The organism is Arthrobacter sp. R3-55, assembly GCF_054161505.1.
In genome coordinates, this window is record NZ_CP096423.1 from 4,717,664 (window position 1) to 4,731,313 (window position 13,650).

Below are 13,650 nucleotides of genomic sequence, written 5' to 3' on the forward strand. Positions count from 1 at the left end.
TGTTGTCCCAAAACTGCTCTCACAAACAACTGTCACAAAGACAACTTCCGGGACAGTTAGGTATGGACTCAACAGCCCACACCCAAGCATGGGTTCGCAGCGACCGAAGCCGACGATCTTCAGACGCAGCGCCGATGAAACCCAACTCCCTCACCGCCCACCGCCACAATGTTGCGCAGGTCACACATGCCACATACGCTGGGGGACGCTGCAGCGTGGCAGCAAGGATGAAAGGCAGTGCATTGGCCAGCGAGAAGCTCTCCGTTGTTGTTCGGGTCGACGTTGACGGTGAACAAATTCAGATCGCCGCCACCGGTCGTGTGACCACTTTGAGCCTTCAGGGTCTTTACCCGGTGGTTCAGCGCACCAAGAGCCTTGGCGGCGGTTTGGGAGTTGAGATGGACCTGTCCCAAGCCACCATTGATGAGGACGCCTTGCGCCAACTCCAGGTCTACTCCGAAATTCATGAGGTCCCCGTGCGCCTGAGCCAGGACCACAACAACGTGACCGCCCTGCCATCCCGCGAACTCCAGACGGCCAGCCGCGCCGCCTGATACCGCCACTCAAAACCGCCACGCACCAGGAGAAAATGATGCGCAAAGTCACCGCAGGCCTGTTCCACTCCGTTGACGGTGTGGTTCAGGACCCCTTCAACTTCCAGTTCGACAGCTTCGACGACGAACTGGGAACGGGCCTGACCAAGATGATCAACTCCGTGGACACCGTAGTGCTGGGCCGCATCACCTACCAGGAATGGGCCGGATACTGGCCCAACGCACCTCGGGACGAGGACTTTGCCGCCTTCATCAATCCCGTGGAAAAGTTCGTGGCATCGCGCACGCTCACAGAGCCCCTTGAGTGGGAGAACTCGCAGCTCATTAAGGGCGACGTGCAGCAGTTTGTCACCGATTTAAAGGGCCGCGACGGAGGCGAAATTGCCGTCTGCGGGAGTATTTCACTGGTTCGCCAACTCTTTTTTGCAGGCGTCCTCGACGAACTCACCCTCATGACCCACCCAGTGGTGGCCGGCAGTGGCCGACGCCTCTTTGAGGACGGCGACCCTCTGCACCGCCTCGTGCTGGAGAACCAGTCCGCCACCGGCAAAGGCAACGTGATCAGCACGTACAGTCTCCGCAAGGACTGAAAGCACGACGACGGCAGCCACCCGCCGTCGTCGTCCCGCCTGTGAAGTCACCCCAGCAGCAACGCCGCACCAAGCTCGCTCCTGAAGTAGAGCACGCTGCGTCCGTAGCGGGTGGATGTCACCAGTCCGGCGTTCCGAAGTACCCTGAGGTGCTGGTTCACGGCGGATGTTGTGACGCCAAAACGCAGCCCTAGTTCGGTGGACGATGCCGGTGCAGCCAAGGCCGTGAGCAGGCTTGTCCGTACCTCGCCCAACACGGCCACTATGGCGGCTGGGTTCGTCACGCGCTCCGCTTCCCACATGGCACCTTGCCCCCGCACCGGGTACATCAGCATGGGTGGGTCGCCGTGGTTTACGGGAGCCGAGGCCCTGCGGGTGAACATGGTGGGAACAAGTGTCAGCCCCAGGCCCTCGGTTTTCTCGGTCCTCGATGCCGGGTTCTTGAGTCTCACGGAGATCACCCGGCCGTCGAATTCCACAGCACCGGACAAGTCGTTGAGCATGGTGAATAGCCCGCCCTGTGCAATCTGCCGGCCGCGGTAGACGATGTCCGCTTCCAGGATGGTGCGCATGCGCGGCCAATGCGGCGCGAAGCAGGTGTCCCAGAACTCCCTGAGGATACGGACCAAGCGATTGACCGCCGGGCCTGCGGGTCCGGAAAAGATAGCCGGAACGGTGCCGTGTACGCGGATTAAGTCTCCATGAAATTGCTCCGCCGAAATCTGCTCCAGAACCGTGAACTCGTCATCGATCCGAGTAAGTGGGGACTGAGGGCGGGGGTTCAGGAAGTCCGGCGTCCAGAGCCGATCATCAACCAGGGCAAGCAGTCCATCGAGGTCCAACCGGGACCGGGCCTCTTCTGTCCTGCGCAACCAAGGCAACTGCAGTGGATAGTGGCTGGGGTCGCGGATGGCCCTCAGGGAAAGCCCAAGTTCGCACAAAGGTGAGATGCCAAACCGCACACCGCCCAGGTCTGCCTCTGACAACTCGTACTTCAACATGAAGCAATACGCTACATCAATACCGCCGGCCGTCAGTGGGTGACAGAACTAGGTGGTGACCACATCACCCGCAACCTCAGCCGCAGAGCACAGCCTCCGCGCCGCCCTCTCTGACCCCACCCTCAGGATCCTCGCTTCTGCCATCCTGGTCGCAACAGTAGGACGCGGCATCTTCCTCACGTTGACGGTTCTGTATTTCAGCCGTTTCGTTGGGCTGAGCGCCGTCGAAATCGCCGTGATTCTCTCGGTTTCCAGCGGCGTGGGAGTCGCGACGTCCTATATCGGCGGCCGGCTCGCTGACCGCTTTTCCGCCCGTCGACTCCTGGTGGGCATGGTCGCCATTGAAGGTCTCGCGATCGCGAGCTATACGTTCGCTGCGAACTTCAGCACCGCCGTCGTGATTGCCTGTATCGCGGTAGGCGTGAACCGGGGAGCGAACGCCACGCGCTCGGCGATCATTGCCCGGGCTTTTGAAGGTCCGAACCGCGTGAACGCCCGCGCGGTCCTCCGCACCGTAACGAATCTGGGTATCGCCCTCGGAGGCATGGTCGCCGGACTCGCATTGCTGGCCGGAACTGCCGAAGCCTTCCGGGCAATGATGATCGGCGCGGGCCTCGTCTACCTCCTCAGCGCACTGCACCTGCGCCGCCTCCCCACCCGCGTGGACGCACCGCGTCATGACCCGGCCGACCCGCCCCCGCAGCGACGCGTCTCCCCCTTTCGAGACCGCCGCTATGTGGTGCTGACCATCCTGTCCGGCATCTTTGGCACGCAGTTCGGCCTTGCCGAGATGGGCGTGCCGCTGTGGATTTCGCAGGACACCAGTGCTCCGGATGTCCTGATATCCGCCATTCTGGTCATCAACACTCTGTGTGTCGTTCTCCTGCAAGTGCCGCTCTCCCGCGGAACGCACGACCCACGGCGCGCAGGAAAGATCGTCATGACCGGTGGTGTGCTCATGGCCGTGGCTTGCGTGCTCTACGCAACGGCGGGAGGAGTGCCGGTGGTGGCGGCCGTGTCGCTCCTGTGCGGCGCCGCGCTCCTGCACTCATTTGCGGAGATTCTGTCCCAGGCGGGAGCGTGGGGACTGAGTTTCGAACTCGCCGACCCGCTCCAGGCGGGGGCCTACCAAGGGATGTTCGGGATGGGATCGGCCCTCGGGGCCATGCTCGCACCGATCGTGGTGACGGCCACCGTCGTCGAACATGGCGCGTTGGGGTGGGGCATTCTGGGTGCCGTCTTCCTTGGGTGCGCGGCGGGAATCGCGCTGATTGCGCGGAAGGCATCGACGACGCCGGAACTCACCTGAGAGCGGTGAGCTGACAACAGCTGCCTCCCGCGGAATTCATCGTGCGGGAGGCACCTGTCTTCTTTCAAGCGCAGGGTCAGTGGCTTCCGGTCACTTCCTGCCAAGGAAGCCGGTGTCCGTTGCAGAGCAGGCTGGGCGATTCGCCACGCTCAGCCAGTTCGTCTTTGAGTCCCTGCCTCACGCCCTGGCCGTAGGACTGCACGCGGCCACCTTCAGGGTAGGCCGCATCGGGGTGATCATTCAGGCCCGAGTATGAGCAGATGGAGTTGGAGTTCTCCGGGCCCTTTTCCACTTGTCCTGCAGCGAAAGCCGGCGTCGCCGACAACGCCGTCAGCGCACCTACACAGAGGGCAGCGGAGAGAATTTTGATTCGCATTGTGTTACCTCGCTTTGTTGTGACGTGGCGTGCGCTCCCCAGCCAGCCCGACGCAGGTGGGAATAAGATAGCGCAAGTCCGCGCCGAGGGTAAGGGCTTTTCGGTGACTGCCCTCGACCCCGGGCCTACCGACGGCTCCCCAACTCCAGCAAATTCAGATCGACGCTGCCGTTGCCCGGCTTAGGGGAACCGCGTTTCACGCGCAATTGCGTGGCCCGATACTCATCCCTGGACAGCTTGAACCCGTACCAAGTCAAAAAGCCCGCAATGCCCAAGGGCCACAGCAAGCCCCATGATGGTCCGCTTCCCTGGAGGACGGGCACAATCAACAGCGCCACCATGGCAATGGATACCGCTGCCCCAAAAGCGGCCAGTATGGCCATACCCCACCACGTGCTGACCTGCGCCTGGCCTCGGCCCGGTGTAAACCCGATCTCGTCTGCGGGATAGCTGTGCAGCTCACCTGTGCGGGTCCGGCGAAGGACGCGCTTCTCGCCTCGCGCCACAGCTTCTTTATGTTCCGCGTACACAGCGTCATCGCGCCGCTCACGTTCCCGGTCGTAGACCATGGTTAGCCCCTCACATCAATTCTTTGTACCGCTCATGATCTTCACACGATCCTGGCTGCGAGTTCTTCCACGGCCTGCGTGAGCGCCGCCATACTGGCTGGACCTCCGTGGCCCTCATCCTCCATGACCAGCAGCTGACTCGTCCGCCATCGCTGGTGCAGTTGCCATGCCGTAGCAACGGGGCCGCTGATGTCCCGCCTGCCATGAATCAGATAGCCGGGAATTCCATCGAGCTGATGGACGCGGGGCATGATCTCGTTCCCCTGGGCGAGGAAACCGTCGTTGGCCCAATAGTGCGCCACCAACAGGGCGAAAGTCATCCTCTGCCGATCGTCGTCGAACATCTTTCCGGGGGTCCAGTTGGGGTCCAAGGATATGTGCGTGGATTCCCAGCGGTCCCAAGCCAGCGCTGCGTGGTGGGCGTCATCGCGGTCCTCCCCAGCCAAACGCCTGGCATAAGCCTCCACAAGGCGTTCGCCTGGCGCTCCTCCGGAGTCGCCCTGGAATCGACTCCATTCTTCGGGAAAAACGCGGCCGACATCCTCCGTGATCCACTGGATCTCGGTCCGGCTGCTTGTTGTCACAGCAACCAGGGCAATGCCCAGTACGCGGTTGGGGTGCTGCAGGGCATACGCGAGCGCCAACGTACTGCCCCATGAAACCCCGGTGACAATCCACTGCTCAATCCCCAAATGGGTACGGACCGCCTCGATGTCTTCAATCAAGGTCTGCGTGGTGTTGACCGATAGATGTAGGAGGTCATCTTGAGCAGTAGGCGTGCTCTTCCCGCACCCGCGTTGATCCAAGCCTATGGTTCTGAAGCGGCGGGGGTCGTGGCGCTTTCGGTACCCTCCCCTGCCCAGCGAACCACCCGGTCCACCGTGAAGGTAGAGGACGGGCACACCATCCGGGTTACCCGTCGATTGCCAGTAAATCTGCGCGTGGGGTACGTTTACCCAGCCCGATGCGTGCTCCACTGCTCCCCCAAGTGATTCCAAGTCAGCCCGGCTGCGACGGGCATCCATTCATCGTAATCCGACTGGCGGGGGCACCCCTATGACGTGGTCGATCCTGGCCCGTCCCCCAGCAAGACCACCCTTGCCGCAGATACTAAGCATGCTTATGGTAGTGGTGGCAGCGCCCTCAACTGACGGCCCGGGAAAGGGGAGCAACCATGGCAATGACCGAGGTGGCAGACGGGGTCCACCGCTACTCGGACGCGTACGTGAACTTCTACGTGGTGGAAGGCCGCGACGGGCTCACGCTGATCGACTCCGGGCTCCCGGCCATGTGGACACCACTGGAGAAGTCGCTCAGGGCTTTGGGCCACTCCCTCCAGGATATTCGCGCCCTGGTCCTGACCCACGCCCACTTCGATCACCTGGGTTTGGCCAAACGCCTCCACCAAGAGCTGGGCATTCCCGTGTGGGTACATCGCGAAGACTCATACATCGCTGAACATCCGTACCGCTACCGGCACGAATGCTCCCGGTTCGTCTTCGCCCTGACCCACCCCAAGGGCTTGCCCGTAATGGCCAGCATGACCAAGGCCGGTGTGCTCAACGTCAAGGGCGTCCACGAGCTCCAGCATTTTCCGGGCACGGGCGCACTACCCGTCCCCGGCAGCCCGGAAATAGTCTTCTCCCCCGGCCACACCAGCGGCCACTGCGGACTCTTCCTTCGGGAACGCGGGATCCTCTTCAGCGGTGACGCGCTTGTCACCATGGATCCGTATACGCAGAGAACCGGACCGAGGATCGTCGCCGGCGCGGCCACTGCCGACAGCGCACTCAACCTCGCATCGCTCAAGCAGTTGGCACAGACCCGCGCCGGCCTGGTGCTCCCGGGGCATGGTGAACCTTGGACAAGGGGCATCGAGGAAGCGGTTGCCATCGCCAAGGCGAACGGCCCTGCCTAGGATGCTACTTCTTGCCGGCCTTCAAGTCAGAGACCACCTTGGCGATGCGTCGCGCGCGGGTCTCCGGCGTCTTTGCATCCCCGATCGGTTCCACGTAGCGCCGCTGGGCGCTGTAATTGAGCGTTCCGTAGAAAGCTTTCGCCTCGGGCTCGGCATCCAGCGCAGCAGCCAGGTCTTCAGGAACCTCTACTACCCGGGGTTCAGTGTCCACTTCGAGGCCAACGCCCACAGTGTCCCCCGCTGCCGCTCCGGTCAGTTCACGGTTCGCCGAGCTGACGCCCACCATGTACTTGCCGCCCATCACGGCGATGCTGCTGCGGTAACTCTTCCCGTTGATGGTCACAACCACCGGGGGTCGCTTCCCCGCACCCAGGGCATCAACCACCTCCGGAGGAACTTCGATGCCCGCCTTGTTTCCGTCGCCCACAATCGTGGTTGTGAATTCCATGTCCCAAGTATGCCGCCGGTCACCGGTAGACGCACCGCAGCCACAGGACTACTTTCGAGATAACCGCCCACAAACGCAAGGAGAAGAGATGGACAACCAGGATCTTTTGGAACGCATCCAGTCACTGGTCGAAGAGGAACACCGCCTTCGCGACTCCGCAGGATCAGAACACGACGGCGACGACAACCGGGCGCGATTAGCCCAGCTTGAAGCCCAGCTGGATCAATGCTGGGACCTGCTGCGCCAACGTCGCGCCAAGAAGGACGCCGGGGAGAACCCCGATGAAGCCGAGCCGCGACCCGTCAGCGAAGTAGAGGGCTACCGGCAGTAACTACGCGCCCTCAAGCACCTGGCTCGTAGCCCACGCGAGGTACTTTGCCGCGTTGGCGACGGCGTCGGCCACATCCGGGACGCCGTCCTTGCGCTGCGCGACATCCAAAAGCTGGGCAGCGGCAACAATGCCGTGCTTGGCCAGGTCTTCAGGCGTGACAGTGATTCGCCCGGCAACGGCGATTACCGGGATCCCGTGCACACTGGCAGCATCGGCCAGGGCGATCGGCGCCTTGCCGGTGAGCGATTGCTCGTCCATGGACCCCTCCCCGGTGATGACCAAGTCAGCCTCGCCGAGGTGCTTGGCCAAACCCGTCAGTCCCGCCACCAGCGCAAAGCCGCCTTCCAGCGCGGAGTCAGTAAAGGCAAGGAACGACGCCGGGAACCCACCCGCCGCTCCAGCTCCCGGAACGTTCACATCGCGGCCAGTGGTTTCCCGAAGGAGCGATGCCCAGTTGCGAAGACCGGCGTCGAGCTTTTCAACAGCGTCCTCGTCCGCACCCTTCTGGGGACCAAAAACGTGTGCCGCACCTTCCGGTCCGAACAACGGATTCCGGACGTCGACGGCGATCCGGAACTTCACGGCGGACAGCCGCGGATCCAGCCCGGAGGCATCCAAGGCAACGACGTCGGTCAAGGAACCTCCGCCGAGCGGCACCACATTACCGGCCGAATCCAGGGGTTTGAGCCCCAACGCGCGCAAGGCGCCACTGCCGCCGTCGGACATTGCAGAGCCGCCCAAGCCGAGGACGATCTCGGTGGCGCCGGCGTCGAGGGCGGCAGCGATGAGCTGGCCGCAACCGTAGCTGTGGGCTCGCAACGAGTTCTCAGGAGTAGGCTCCATGTGGGCCAGCCCGGAAGCCATGGCAGTTTCGATCACGGCGCTTGCCCCGCCAAAAGCATCTTTGCGGATGGCCCAAGAGGCTCCGACCGGTTTGAGGATGGGGCCAACAACGGCGTTGTTCCGTTCCTCGTATCCGGCGGCGATGGCGGCATCCAGGGTGCCTTCGCCGCCGTCGGCCACCGGGAACTGCGTGGTCACGGCATCCGGGTAAACGCGGAGGGCGCCTTCGGCCATGGCTGACGCGGCTTCGGCGGCGGTCAGTGATCCCTTGAACTTGTCCGGGGCGATGAGGATACGCATGGGTCCATCTTGCCAGCTTTGCCCGGAAAGCGCTTGCCCACAGCGTAACGTGGGCGTTGGCACTACCCGTTGATCACCCGCATAGGAGCGTCATCGAGCCACGCCTTCACGTCCTCGAACGCCCCGCCGTAGAACTGCCGGTAACTCTCGTGCGTCACATAGCCGATGTGCGGTGAGAGGACAGTCCGCGAGGAATGAAGCAGCGCGTGCCCCGCCGGCAGCGGCTCCTCATCAAACACATCCAGGGCAGCTCCCCGGATCCACCCCTCCTCAAGCGCCTGGATCAGGGCCGCCTCGTCCACCAAAGGCCCGCGAGCTGTATTGACCAGCAGACCCTCCGGCCCGAGGAGGCGCAGTTCCTTGGCGCCCACAATTCCCTCGGACCGCTCGGACAGCCGGAGGTGAAGGGTCACCACGTCAGACTCCCGGAACAACTCCTCTTTGCTGACCTTCCGGGCACCGGCAGCTTCGGCAGTCTCAGCCGTGAGGTTCTGGCTCCAGGCAAGGACGTCCATGCCGAATGCCTTGGCGTAACCCGCCATCCGCTTGCCGATCTTGCCCAGCCCGACGATTCCGAGCGTCTTGCCTTCAAGTTCAAACCCGACGCCGGTCTGCCAGTCGCCGGCCCGCAGGGAGTTCTCCTCCACAGTCAGGTTTCGGGCGAACGCGAGCAGCAACGCCCACGTCAGCTCGGGAGCCGCCGCCGGAGAGCCACCCGTACCGCACACCACGATGCCCCGCTCTGATGCTGCCTCAAGGTCAATAGCGGCGTTGGCCATGCCAGTGGTCACCAACAGCTTCAGGTTGGGCAGCGCTTCCAGGACGTCCTGTGGAAATCGGGTTCGCTCGCGCATCGCCACAATGATGTCGAACGGCGCCAAAGCGGCCACGGCTTGCTCTTCCGAAAGGAAAGGTGCGCTGAAGACGCTCACCTTCACGCCGTCGTCGAGCAGTGAATCCCACGGGGCGTAATCGCCGGAGACCTGCTGGTAATCATCAAGGATGGCTAAACGGAATCGGGTCACGCTACTCATCCTCGCGCGGTGGCTGGTGGTACTCAACCCCATCTCACGTTAGGTTTTTGAGTGTGAGCCAAAATGTGACCTCCACCATGCCCAAACCCGAGCACCCGCGCCCGCAACTGGTTCGTGACAGGTGGCTGAACCTCAACGGCACCTGGGAATTCGAGATCGACGCCGGTGACTCCGGCTTGGAGCGCGGCCTCACCACCCGCGAACTCAACAGCGAGATCCTGGTTCCGTTCGCACCGGAATCCGCCCTTTCGGGGATCGAACACGTCGATTTCATGGAAGCCGTCTGGTACAGGCGGACAGTGACCGTCCCGCAGGAATGGGCCGGGCAGAACGTCCTGCTGCACTTTGGCGCGGTGGACCACGACGCCACTGTCTGGGTGAACGGGGTTGAAGTTGCCCGGCACCGCGGCGGCTTTACGCCCTTCACCGCGGACCTCGGAGGAGTGGCCGAGCCCGGCACGGAAGCAGTAATTGTGGTGCGGGCCAGGGATTCCCGGCACGAAATGCAGGCGCGCGGCAAGCAGGCCACGTGGTACAACAACACCCACTGCCAGTACACCCGGACCACCGGAATCTGGCAGACGGTATGGATGGAAGCGGTCCCCGAGGTCCACATCAAACGCCTCCGGATGACCCCCAACTTGGCGGACTCCAGCATCACACTTGAGGTGCCTGTCAACCAGAATCGGAGCGGGCACACCATCACCGCGGTCCTCAGCGACAAAGGCGATGTACGTGTTGAGGCCAAGGCAAAAGCGGACCTGGACCTCACGCCATCACTTCGCCTGACCATCCCCACTGAATCCTTGCGCCCCTGGTCCATCGAAGACCCTTTCCTCTATGACCTCAGCGTCAGCATCCACGATGAGTCCGGCAACGTTGTTGACCAGGTCAGCAGCTACGCGGCTGTCCGGTCGATCGCCTTGGACGGCAAGGTTGTCCGCATCAACGGCAAGGCCGTCTTCCAGCGACTGATCCTGGATCAGGGCTACTGGCCCGAGTCACTCATGACTTCTCCGGACGAAGCCGCCATGATCAAGGACATCGAGTTGTCCATGGCCGCAGGCTTCAACGGCGCCCGGCTGCACCAGAAAGTCTTCGAGGAGCGCTTCCTCTACCATGCGGACAGGCTGGGCTACCTGGTGTGGGGCGAGTTCGGAGACTGGGGCGTTTCCGGTGGAGGAACCGTGGGGCACAACCAAAAGCCCACAGCGAGTTTTGTGGCGCAATGGTTGGAAGTCTTGAAGCGCGATTTCAACCACCCGTCCATCATTGGCTGGTGCCCGCTCAACGAGACCCACCAAGTGATGCATGATCGACCCACGGTGCTGGATGACGTCACCGAAGCCATGTTCCTGGCCACCAAGCTCGCCGATCCCACGCGCCCGGTCATCGACGCCTCCGGGTACTCGCACCGCATCCGGGAAACCGACATCTACGATTCCCACTCCTATGAGCAGGACCCGGACCGCTTCAGGCTGGAACAGCAGGGCCTCGCCGACGGCAAGCCCTACATCAACCGGACCGCGGACGGCCAGGAGTATTCAGTGCCCTACGCCGGCCAGCCGTACTTCGTCTCGGAATTCGGCGGGATCTGGTGGAACGAAGTTGAGGCACGTCAGGCTGTGGACGGAAGCGACGTAGCCTCCTCCTGGGGCTACGGCCAGCGGGTCAGCAGCGAGGAAGAGTTCTACACACGCTTTGACGGGCTTTGCTCCGTGCTGCTGGATAACCCGGACATGTTCGGTTACTGCTACACCCAGCTGACGGACGTTTTCCAGGAAAAGAATGGCATCTTCACCTTCGATCGCAGCAACAAATTCGATCTGGAACGAATCCGCGCCAGCCAGGCCCGGCCAGCCGCGATCGAAACGCAGAACAGCTAGCAGCGGGCCAAAGGAGCAATGAAAGGGCCGGGGCGATAGACCCCGGCCCATTCACCTCCCAAGACAGTACCTAGGCACCACCCGGCACTTCCGGACCGGTCGGCCAGCGAAGCAACGCGGCCACCTGGACTCCCTCCGGCAACACACCCGACGGCACCAGCAGGACACGCGCATCAGTCAACGCTGCCGCACGCAGGAGCGCTGCGGGAGCAGGCACCTTGTCCACAACGTCCGCGCCCAGCGACTCGCCCTCGGAGCTGGCCACCCATGGCTCGGCGCTCAAGGCGAGCAAGTTGTGCTCGGCGAGTGAGCCGTCGTCGAGAATCAAGACGTCAACCTGCGCCTGCTGGAGCGCGTGAACAACCGAACCAATCCCGGTGGCCGAGAGCGGATTTGCCTGCCCCTCCTGCTCCGCCAGGCGGTCCATGAGCTGCTGCTGCTCAGCGGCCCACTGCTGCGCTACGAGGGAGTTGATCTGGTCGTCGAACTTTTCCCTGTCCGATCCTGCAGCCAAGGTGTGGAAGTCAACGGTGGACAGGATGGCTTTGCTCTCTTCAGAGAGTTGATCAGCCACCAACTGCCGCGCACGGATATCACCCGCGAGCACTACGAGCTTTGCATGCCGTTCCCGCACAATCCTGCTGACTTCCTCGGCGACTTGATCGGCATTGCGCCGCCAGACCTCTTCCGTGTGCCGTTGGTAGCGGCCTTGCGACCAGCCACCAACCGGCACTTTCTTGAGGGAATCGTCGTCGCCTTGAATGTGCTGGCTTTCCTCCACTGCCGGCGCACCAGCTTTGTACAGCCGGATCTCACCTTCGTCACGGCTGGCTTCCACCACCACATAGGCAAAACCGCCAGGGTGGTGCTTCAGCAAGGGCAGAAGGTTGGGAATCTCATCCCTGGAAATGACTTCCGGCCCCACCAGCGCACCCGGCAGGACTTCGTCAATCACCACTTTCCCCTGTCCAACCAGAACGAAGCGGCTCACCGGCGCGGGCTCGCCCTTTGCCGGCTGGATGGCCCCATGAATGGCTTGTAGGTCATCCTCGGAGGCGCCCAGTCCCTGGAGGGTGTTGCGCACGTTATCGGGTTGCACATCTGCGTTCTCCAGTCCATCCACGGTGCCGGCGCTGGCATCCACGTAGGCCATGCACCACGGGCCCGGGGCGCGGAAGAGCTCGGAATACTTGGCAAGCTGCTCACTCATTGGATACCCCTCCTCCGCCAGCTTCCCCCTTGCCAGTGTTGGGGTTCAGCGCCTCCCTGACTTCCTCCGGATCGGTTTCATCCGGGAAGGGTTCGGTTTCACGCGCCTCTTCAACATGGGCGGGCTTGGTGCCCCTGACCATGCCCTCAGCTTCGTGCTGCATTTGTTCATCCAGATGCGCACCGTGCTTGGTGTTTCCTCGTTCAGCCACGGCAATCTCCTTATCCAACTAGTTGATTCACATGTACTTGCAGGGCCGGCCGCAGGGTTAGCCGGCTGGCGGCAGTGGGTTCGCCTTAAGTGCGGTGGCAGCGGCGAACAGGTTTGCCGCCATGGTCTTTCCCGTGGATTCAGACCATTCGTGCCCGTGCTCGGTTTCCGTGTAGGAGGGGCCCGGACCCGGACCCATGTTCCAGTAGGTCCATGCCTGCCCCGGAATGGTGAACCCGATGTCGATCAGCGCACCGGCAACCTCGCTGATCACGTGGTGGGCGCCGTCCTCGTTACCCGTTACAACCACTCCGGCCACTTTGTTGTAGGCCGCGTAGGTTCCGTCGTCCTTCTTCTCGGAAATCATGGCGTCCATGCGCTCGAGCACCAGCTTGGCCACACTGGACGGCTGGCCGAGCCACGTAGGCGTAGCAATGATGAGGATGTCGCTGAATTTCAGGAGCTCGTGAATCCTGGGCCATTCATCGCCCTCCCCCATGTCAGTTTCAACGCCGGGCGGTATGTGGTGATCCACTGCCCGGATCACCTCGACGTCCACATCCTTCTCACGAAGCGCCTCAACCACTACGTCGGCCAGGACGTCCGTATTTGATGGCGTCGGAGAGGGCTTCAGCGTGCAGTTCAGTACCAGGGCCCGCATGGGTATCAGCGGCTGACCAGCTTGAAGAACGTGCTGTCCTCGCCACTGGCCTTCTTTGCTTGGTACAGGAAAGCGAGCTTGCTCTCCTCGAACTTTTCGAACCACTCATCCCAGCTGATGTGGTCCAGGGAATCTTCCCCGGCCCCGCCCGGGAAGTCGATACGCAGGATACCTACGTCATCCTTGTCGCCGGTCTTCTTGACGCTGGCCGGTTTACCGTCGTTGCTTTCCACCCATTTGCGGATTTCGTCGTGATCCGTGGTGGTGTGAGATTCCGAAGCCATGTTCAGGTTCCTTTCTTCCCGTGCCGACAGAGAGCGTCATGGCTGCCGGCGAAGAGTACGGACACTTCGACCCTAGCGCCGATCCGGCCCAAATAGAAAGGGTACTGAGTAATTTGTTGCGACGAG

At 62.5% G+C, this 13,650-nt stretch carries 17 protein-coding genes; 6 read left to right on the forward strand and 11 right to left on the reverse strand.

Annotation, left to right across the window (positions count from 1 at the left end):
* Positions 1-227: 227 nt before the first annotated feature.
* Both M1D51_RS21630 and M1D51_RS21635 read left to right on the forward strand, forming a co-directional pair.
* Positions 228-554: a hypothetical protein gene (locus tag M1D51_RS21630; protein WP_458107994.1), complete on the forward strand. Its 327-nt coding sequence runs from the start codon at positions 228-230 to the stop codon at positions 552-554.
* Positions 555-592: 38 nt separating this feature from the next.
* Entirely contained in the window at positions 593-1,144 is a 552-nt protein-coding gene (locus M1D51_RS21635; RefSeq protein WP_172324481.1) for a dihydrofolate reductase family protein, read from the forward strand.
* A 47-nt stretch (positions 1,145-1,191) separates the two neighbouring features.
* Here the strand turns inward: M1D51_RS21635 and M1D51_RS21640 are convergent, their stop codons facing one another.
* Positions 1,192-2,145 carry a DUF5937 family protein gene (locus M1D51_RS21640; protein WP_458107995.1) on the reverse strand — a complete coding sequence of 318 codons (954 nt, stop codon included), beginning with the start codon at positions 2,143-2,145 and terminating at the stop codon, positions 1,192-1,194.
* Positions 2,146-2,200: 55 nt separating this feature from the next.
* Here M1D51_RS21640 and M1D51_RS21645 point away from each other — a divergent pair, with 55 nt between their 5' ends.
* A complete protein-coding gene (locus M1D51_RS21645; protein ID WP_458107996.1) occupies positions 2,201-3,454 on the forward strand; it encodes an MFS transporter in 1,254 nt (417 codons plus the stop codon).
* 76 nt (positions 3,455-3,530) lie between these two features.
* Here M1D51_RS21645 and M1D51_RS21650 read toward each other — a convergent pair whose 3' ends face one another.
* The 3 genes from M1D51_RS21650 to M1D51_RS21660 form a co-directional block, all read right to left on the reverse strand.
* Positions 3,531-3,830, reverse strand: a complete 300-nt coding sequence (locus M1D51_RS21650) for a hypothetical protein (protein ID WP_458107997.1) — start codon at positions 3,828-3,830, stop codon at positions 3,531-3,533.
* Between the two features lie 125 nt (positions 3,831-3,955).
* On the reverse strand, positions 3,956-4,399 hold the full coding sequence (locus tag M1D51_RS21655) for a hypothetical protein (RefSeq protein WP_458107998.1): 444 nt from the start codon (positions 4,397-4,399) through the stop codon (positions 3,956-3,958).
* 41 nt (positions 4,400-4,440) lie between these two features.
* The gene (locus M1D51_RS21660; RefSeq protein WP_458107999.1) at positions 4,441-5,424 is read right to left on the reverse strand and encodes an alpha/beta fold hydrolase; all 984 of its coding nucleotides are present in this window, start codon (positions 5,422-5,424) and stop codon (positions 4,441-4,443) included.
* A 149-nt stretch (positions 5,425-5,573) separates the two neighbouring features.
* Between M1D51_RS21660 and M1D51_RS21665 the strand changes: the two genes are divergently transcribed.
* Positions 5,574-6,317 (forward strand): MBL fold metallo-hydrolase, encoded by a 744-nt coding sequence (locus M1D51_RS21665; protein ID WP_458108000.1) that lies wholly within the window; start codon positions 5,574-5,576, stop codon positions 6,315-6,317.
* A gap of 4 nt (positions 6,318-6,321) precedes the next feature.
* On the opposite strand, the gene M1D51_RS21670 is transcribed toward M1D51_RS21665, so the two are convergent.
* Positions 6,322-6,765, reverse strand: coding sequence for a YdeI/OmpD-associated family protein (locus M1D51_RS21670; RefSeq protein ID WP_458108001.1), 444 nt, complete (start codon positions 6,763-6,765; stop codon positions 6,322-6,324).
* Positions 6,766-6,853: 88 nt separating this feature from the next.
* On the opposite strand from M1D51_RS21670, the gene M1D51_RS21675 reads away from it, so the two are divergent.
* A complete protein-coding gene (locus tag M1D51_RS21675) occupies positions 6,854-7,096 on the forward strand; it encodes a DUF2630 family protein (protein WP_172326051.1) in 243 nt (80 codons plus the stop codon).
* Here the strand turns inward: M1D51_RS21675 and M1D51_RS21680 are convergent, their stop codons facing one another.
* Together M1D51_RS21680 and M1D51_RS21685 are read right to left on the reverse strand one after the other, a co-directional pair.
* A complete protein-coding gene (locus M1D51_RS21680; RefSeq protein WP_458108002.1) occupies positions 7,097-8,239 on the reverse strand; it encodes a glycerate kinase in 1,143 nt (380 codons plus the stop codon).
* Between the two features lie 62 nt (positions 8,240-8,301).
* Positions 8,302-9,273 (reverse strand): D-2-hydroxyacid dehydrogenase family protein, encoded by a 972-nt coding sequence (locus M1D51_RS21685; RefSeq protein ID WP_458108003.1) that lies wholly within the window; start codon positions 9,271-9,273, stop codon positions 8,302-8,304.
* Between the two features lie 65 nt (positions 9,274-9,338).
* Between M1D51_RS21685 and M1D51_RS21690 the strand changes: the two genes are divergently transcribed.
* Complete coding sequence (locus M1D51_RS21690; RefSeq protein ID WP_458109633.1) at positions 9,339-11,159, forward strand: glycoside hydrolase family 2 protein; 1,821 nt, start codon at positions 9,339-9,341, stop codon at positions 11,157-11,159.
* A 70-nt stretch (positions 11,160-11,229) separates the two neighbouring features.
* Here M1D51_RS21690 and M1D51_RS21695 read toward each other — a convergent pair whose 3' ends face one another.
* The 4 genes from M1D51_RS21695 to M1D51_RS21710 are packed head-to-tail and all read right to left on the reverse strand — an operon-like array spanning position 11,230 to position 13,524.
* Entirely contained in the window at positions 11,230-12,369 is a 1,140-nt protein-coding gene (locus tag M1D51_RS21695) for a baeRF2 domain-containing protein (protein WP_458108004.1), read from the reverse strand.
* Positions 12,362-12,580: a hypothetical protein gene (locus tag M1D51_RS21700; protein WP_172326136.1), complete on the reverse strand. Its 219-nt coding sequence runs from the start codon at positions 12,578-12,580 to the stop codon at positions 12,362-12,364. Before M1D51_RS21700 ends, M1D51_RS21695 begins: the two co-directional genes overlap by 8 nt.
* A gap of 57 nt (positions 12,581-12,637) precedes the next feature.
* On the reverse strand, positions 12,638-13,240 hold the full coding sequence (locus tag M1D51_RS21705; protein WP_172326135.1) for a flavodoxin family protein: 603 nt from the start codon (positions 13,238-13,240) through the stop codon (positions 12,638-12,640).
* Positions 13,241-13,245: 5 nt separating this feature from the next.
* Positions 13,246-13,524, reverse strand: coding sequence for a hypothetical protein (locus tag M1D51_RS21710; RefSeq protein WP_172326134.1), 279 nt, complete (start codon positions 13,522-13,524; stop codon positions 13,246-13,248).
* Between the last annotated feature and the right edge of the window lie 126 nt (positions 13,525-13,650).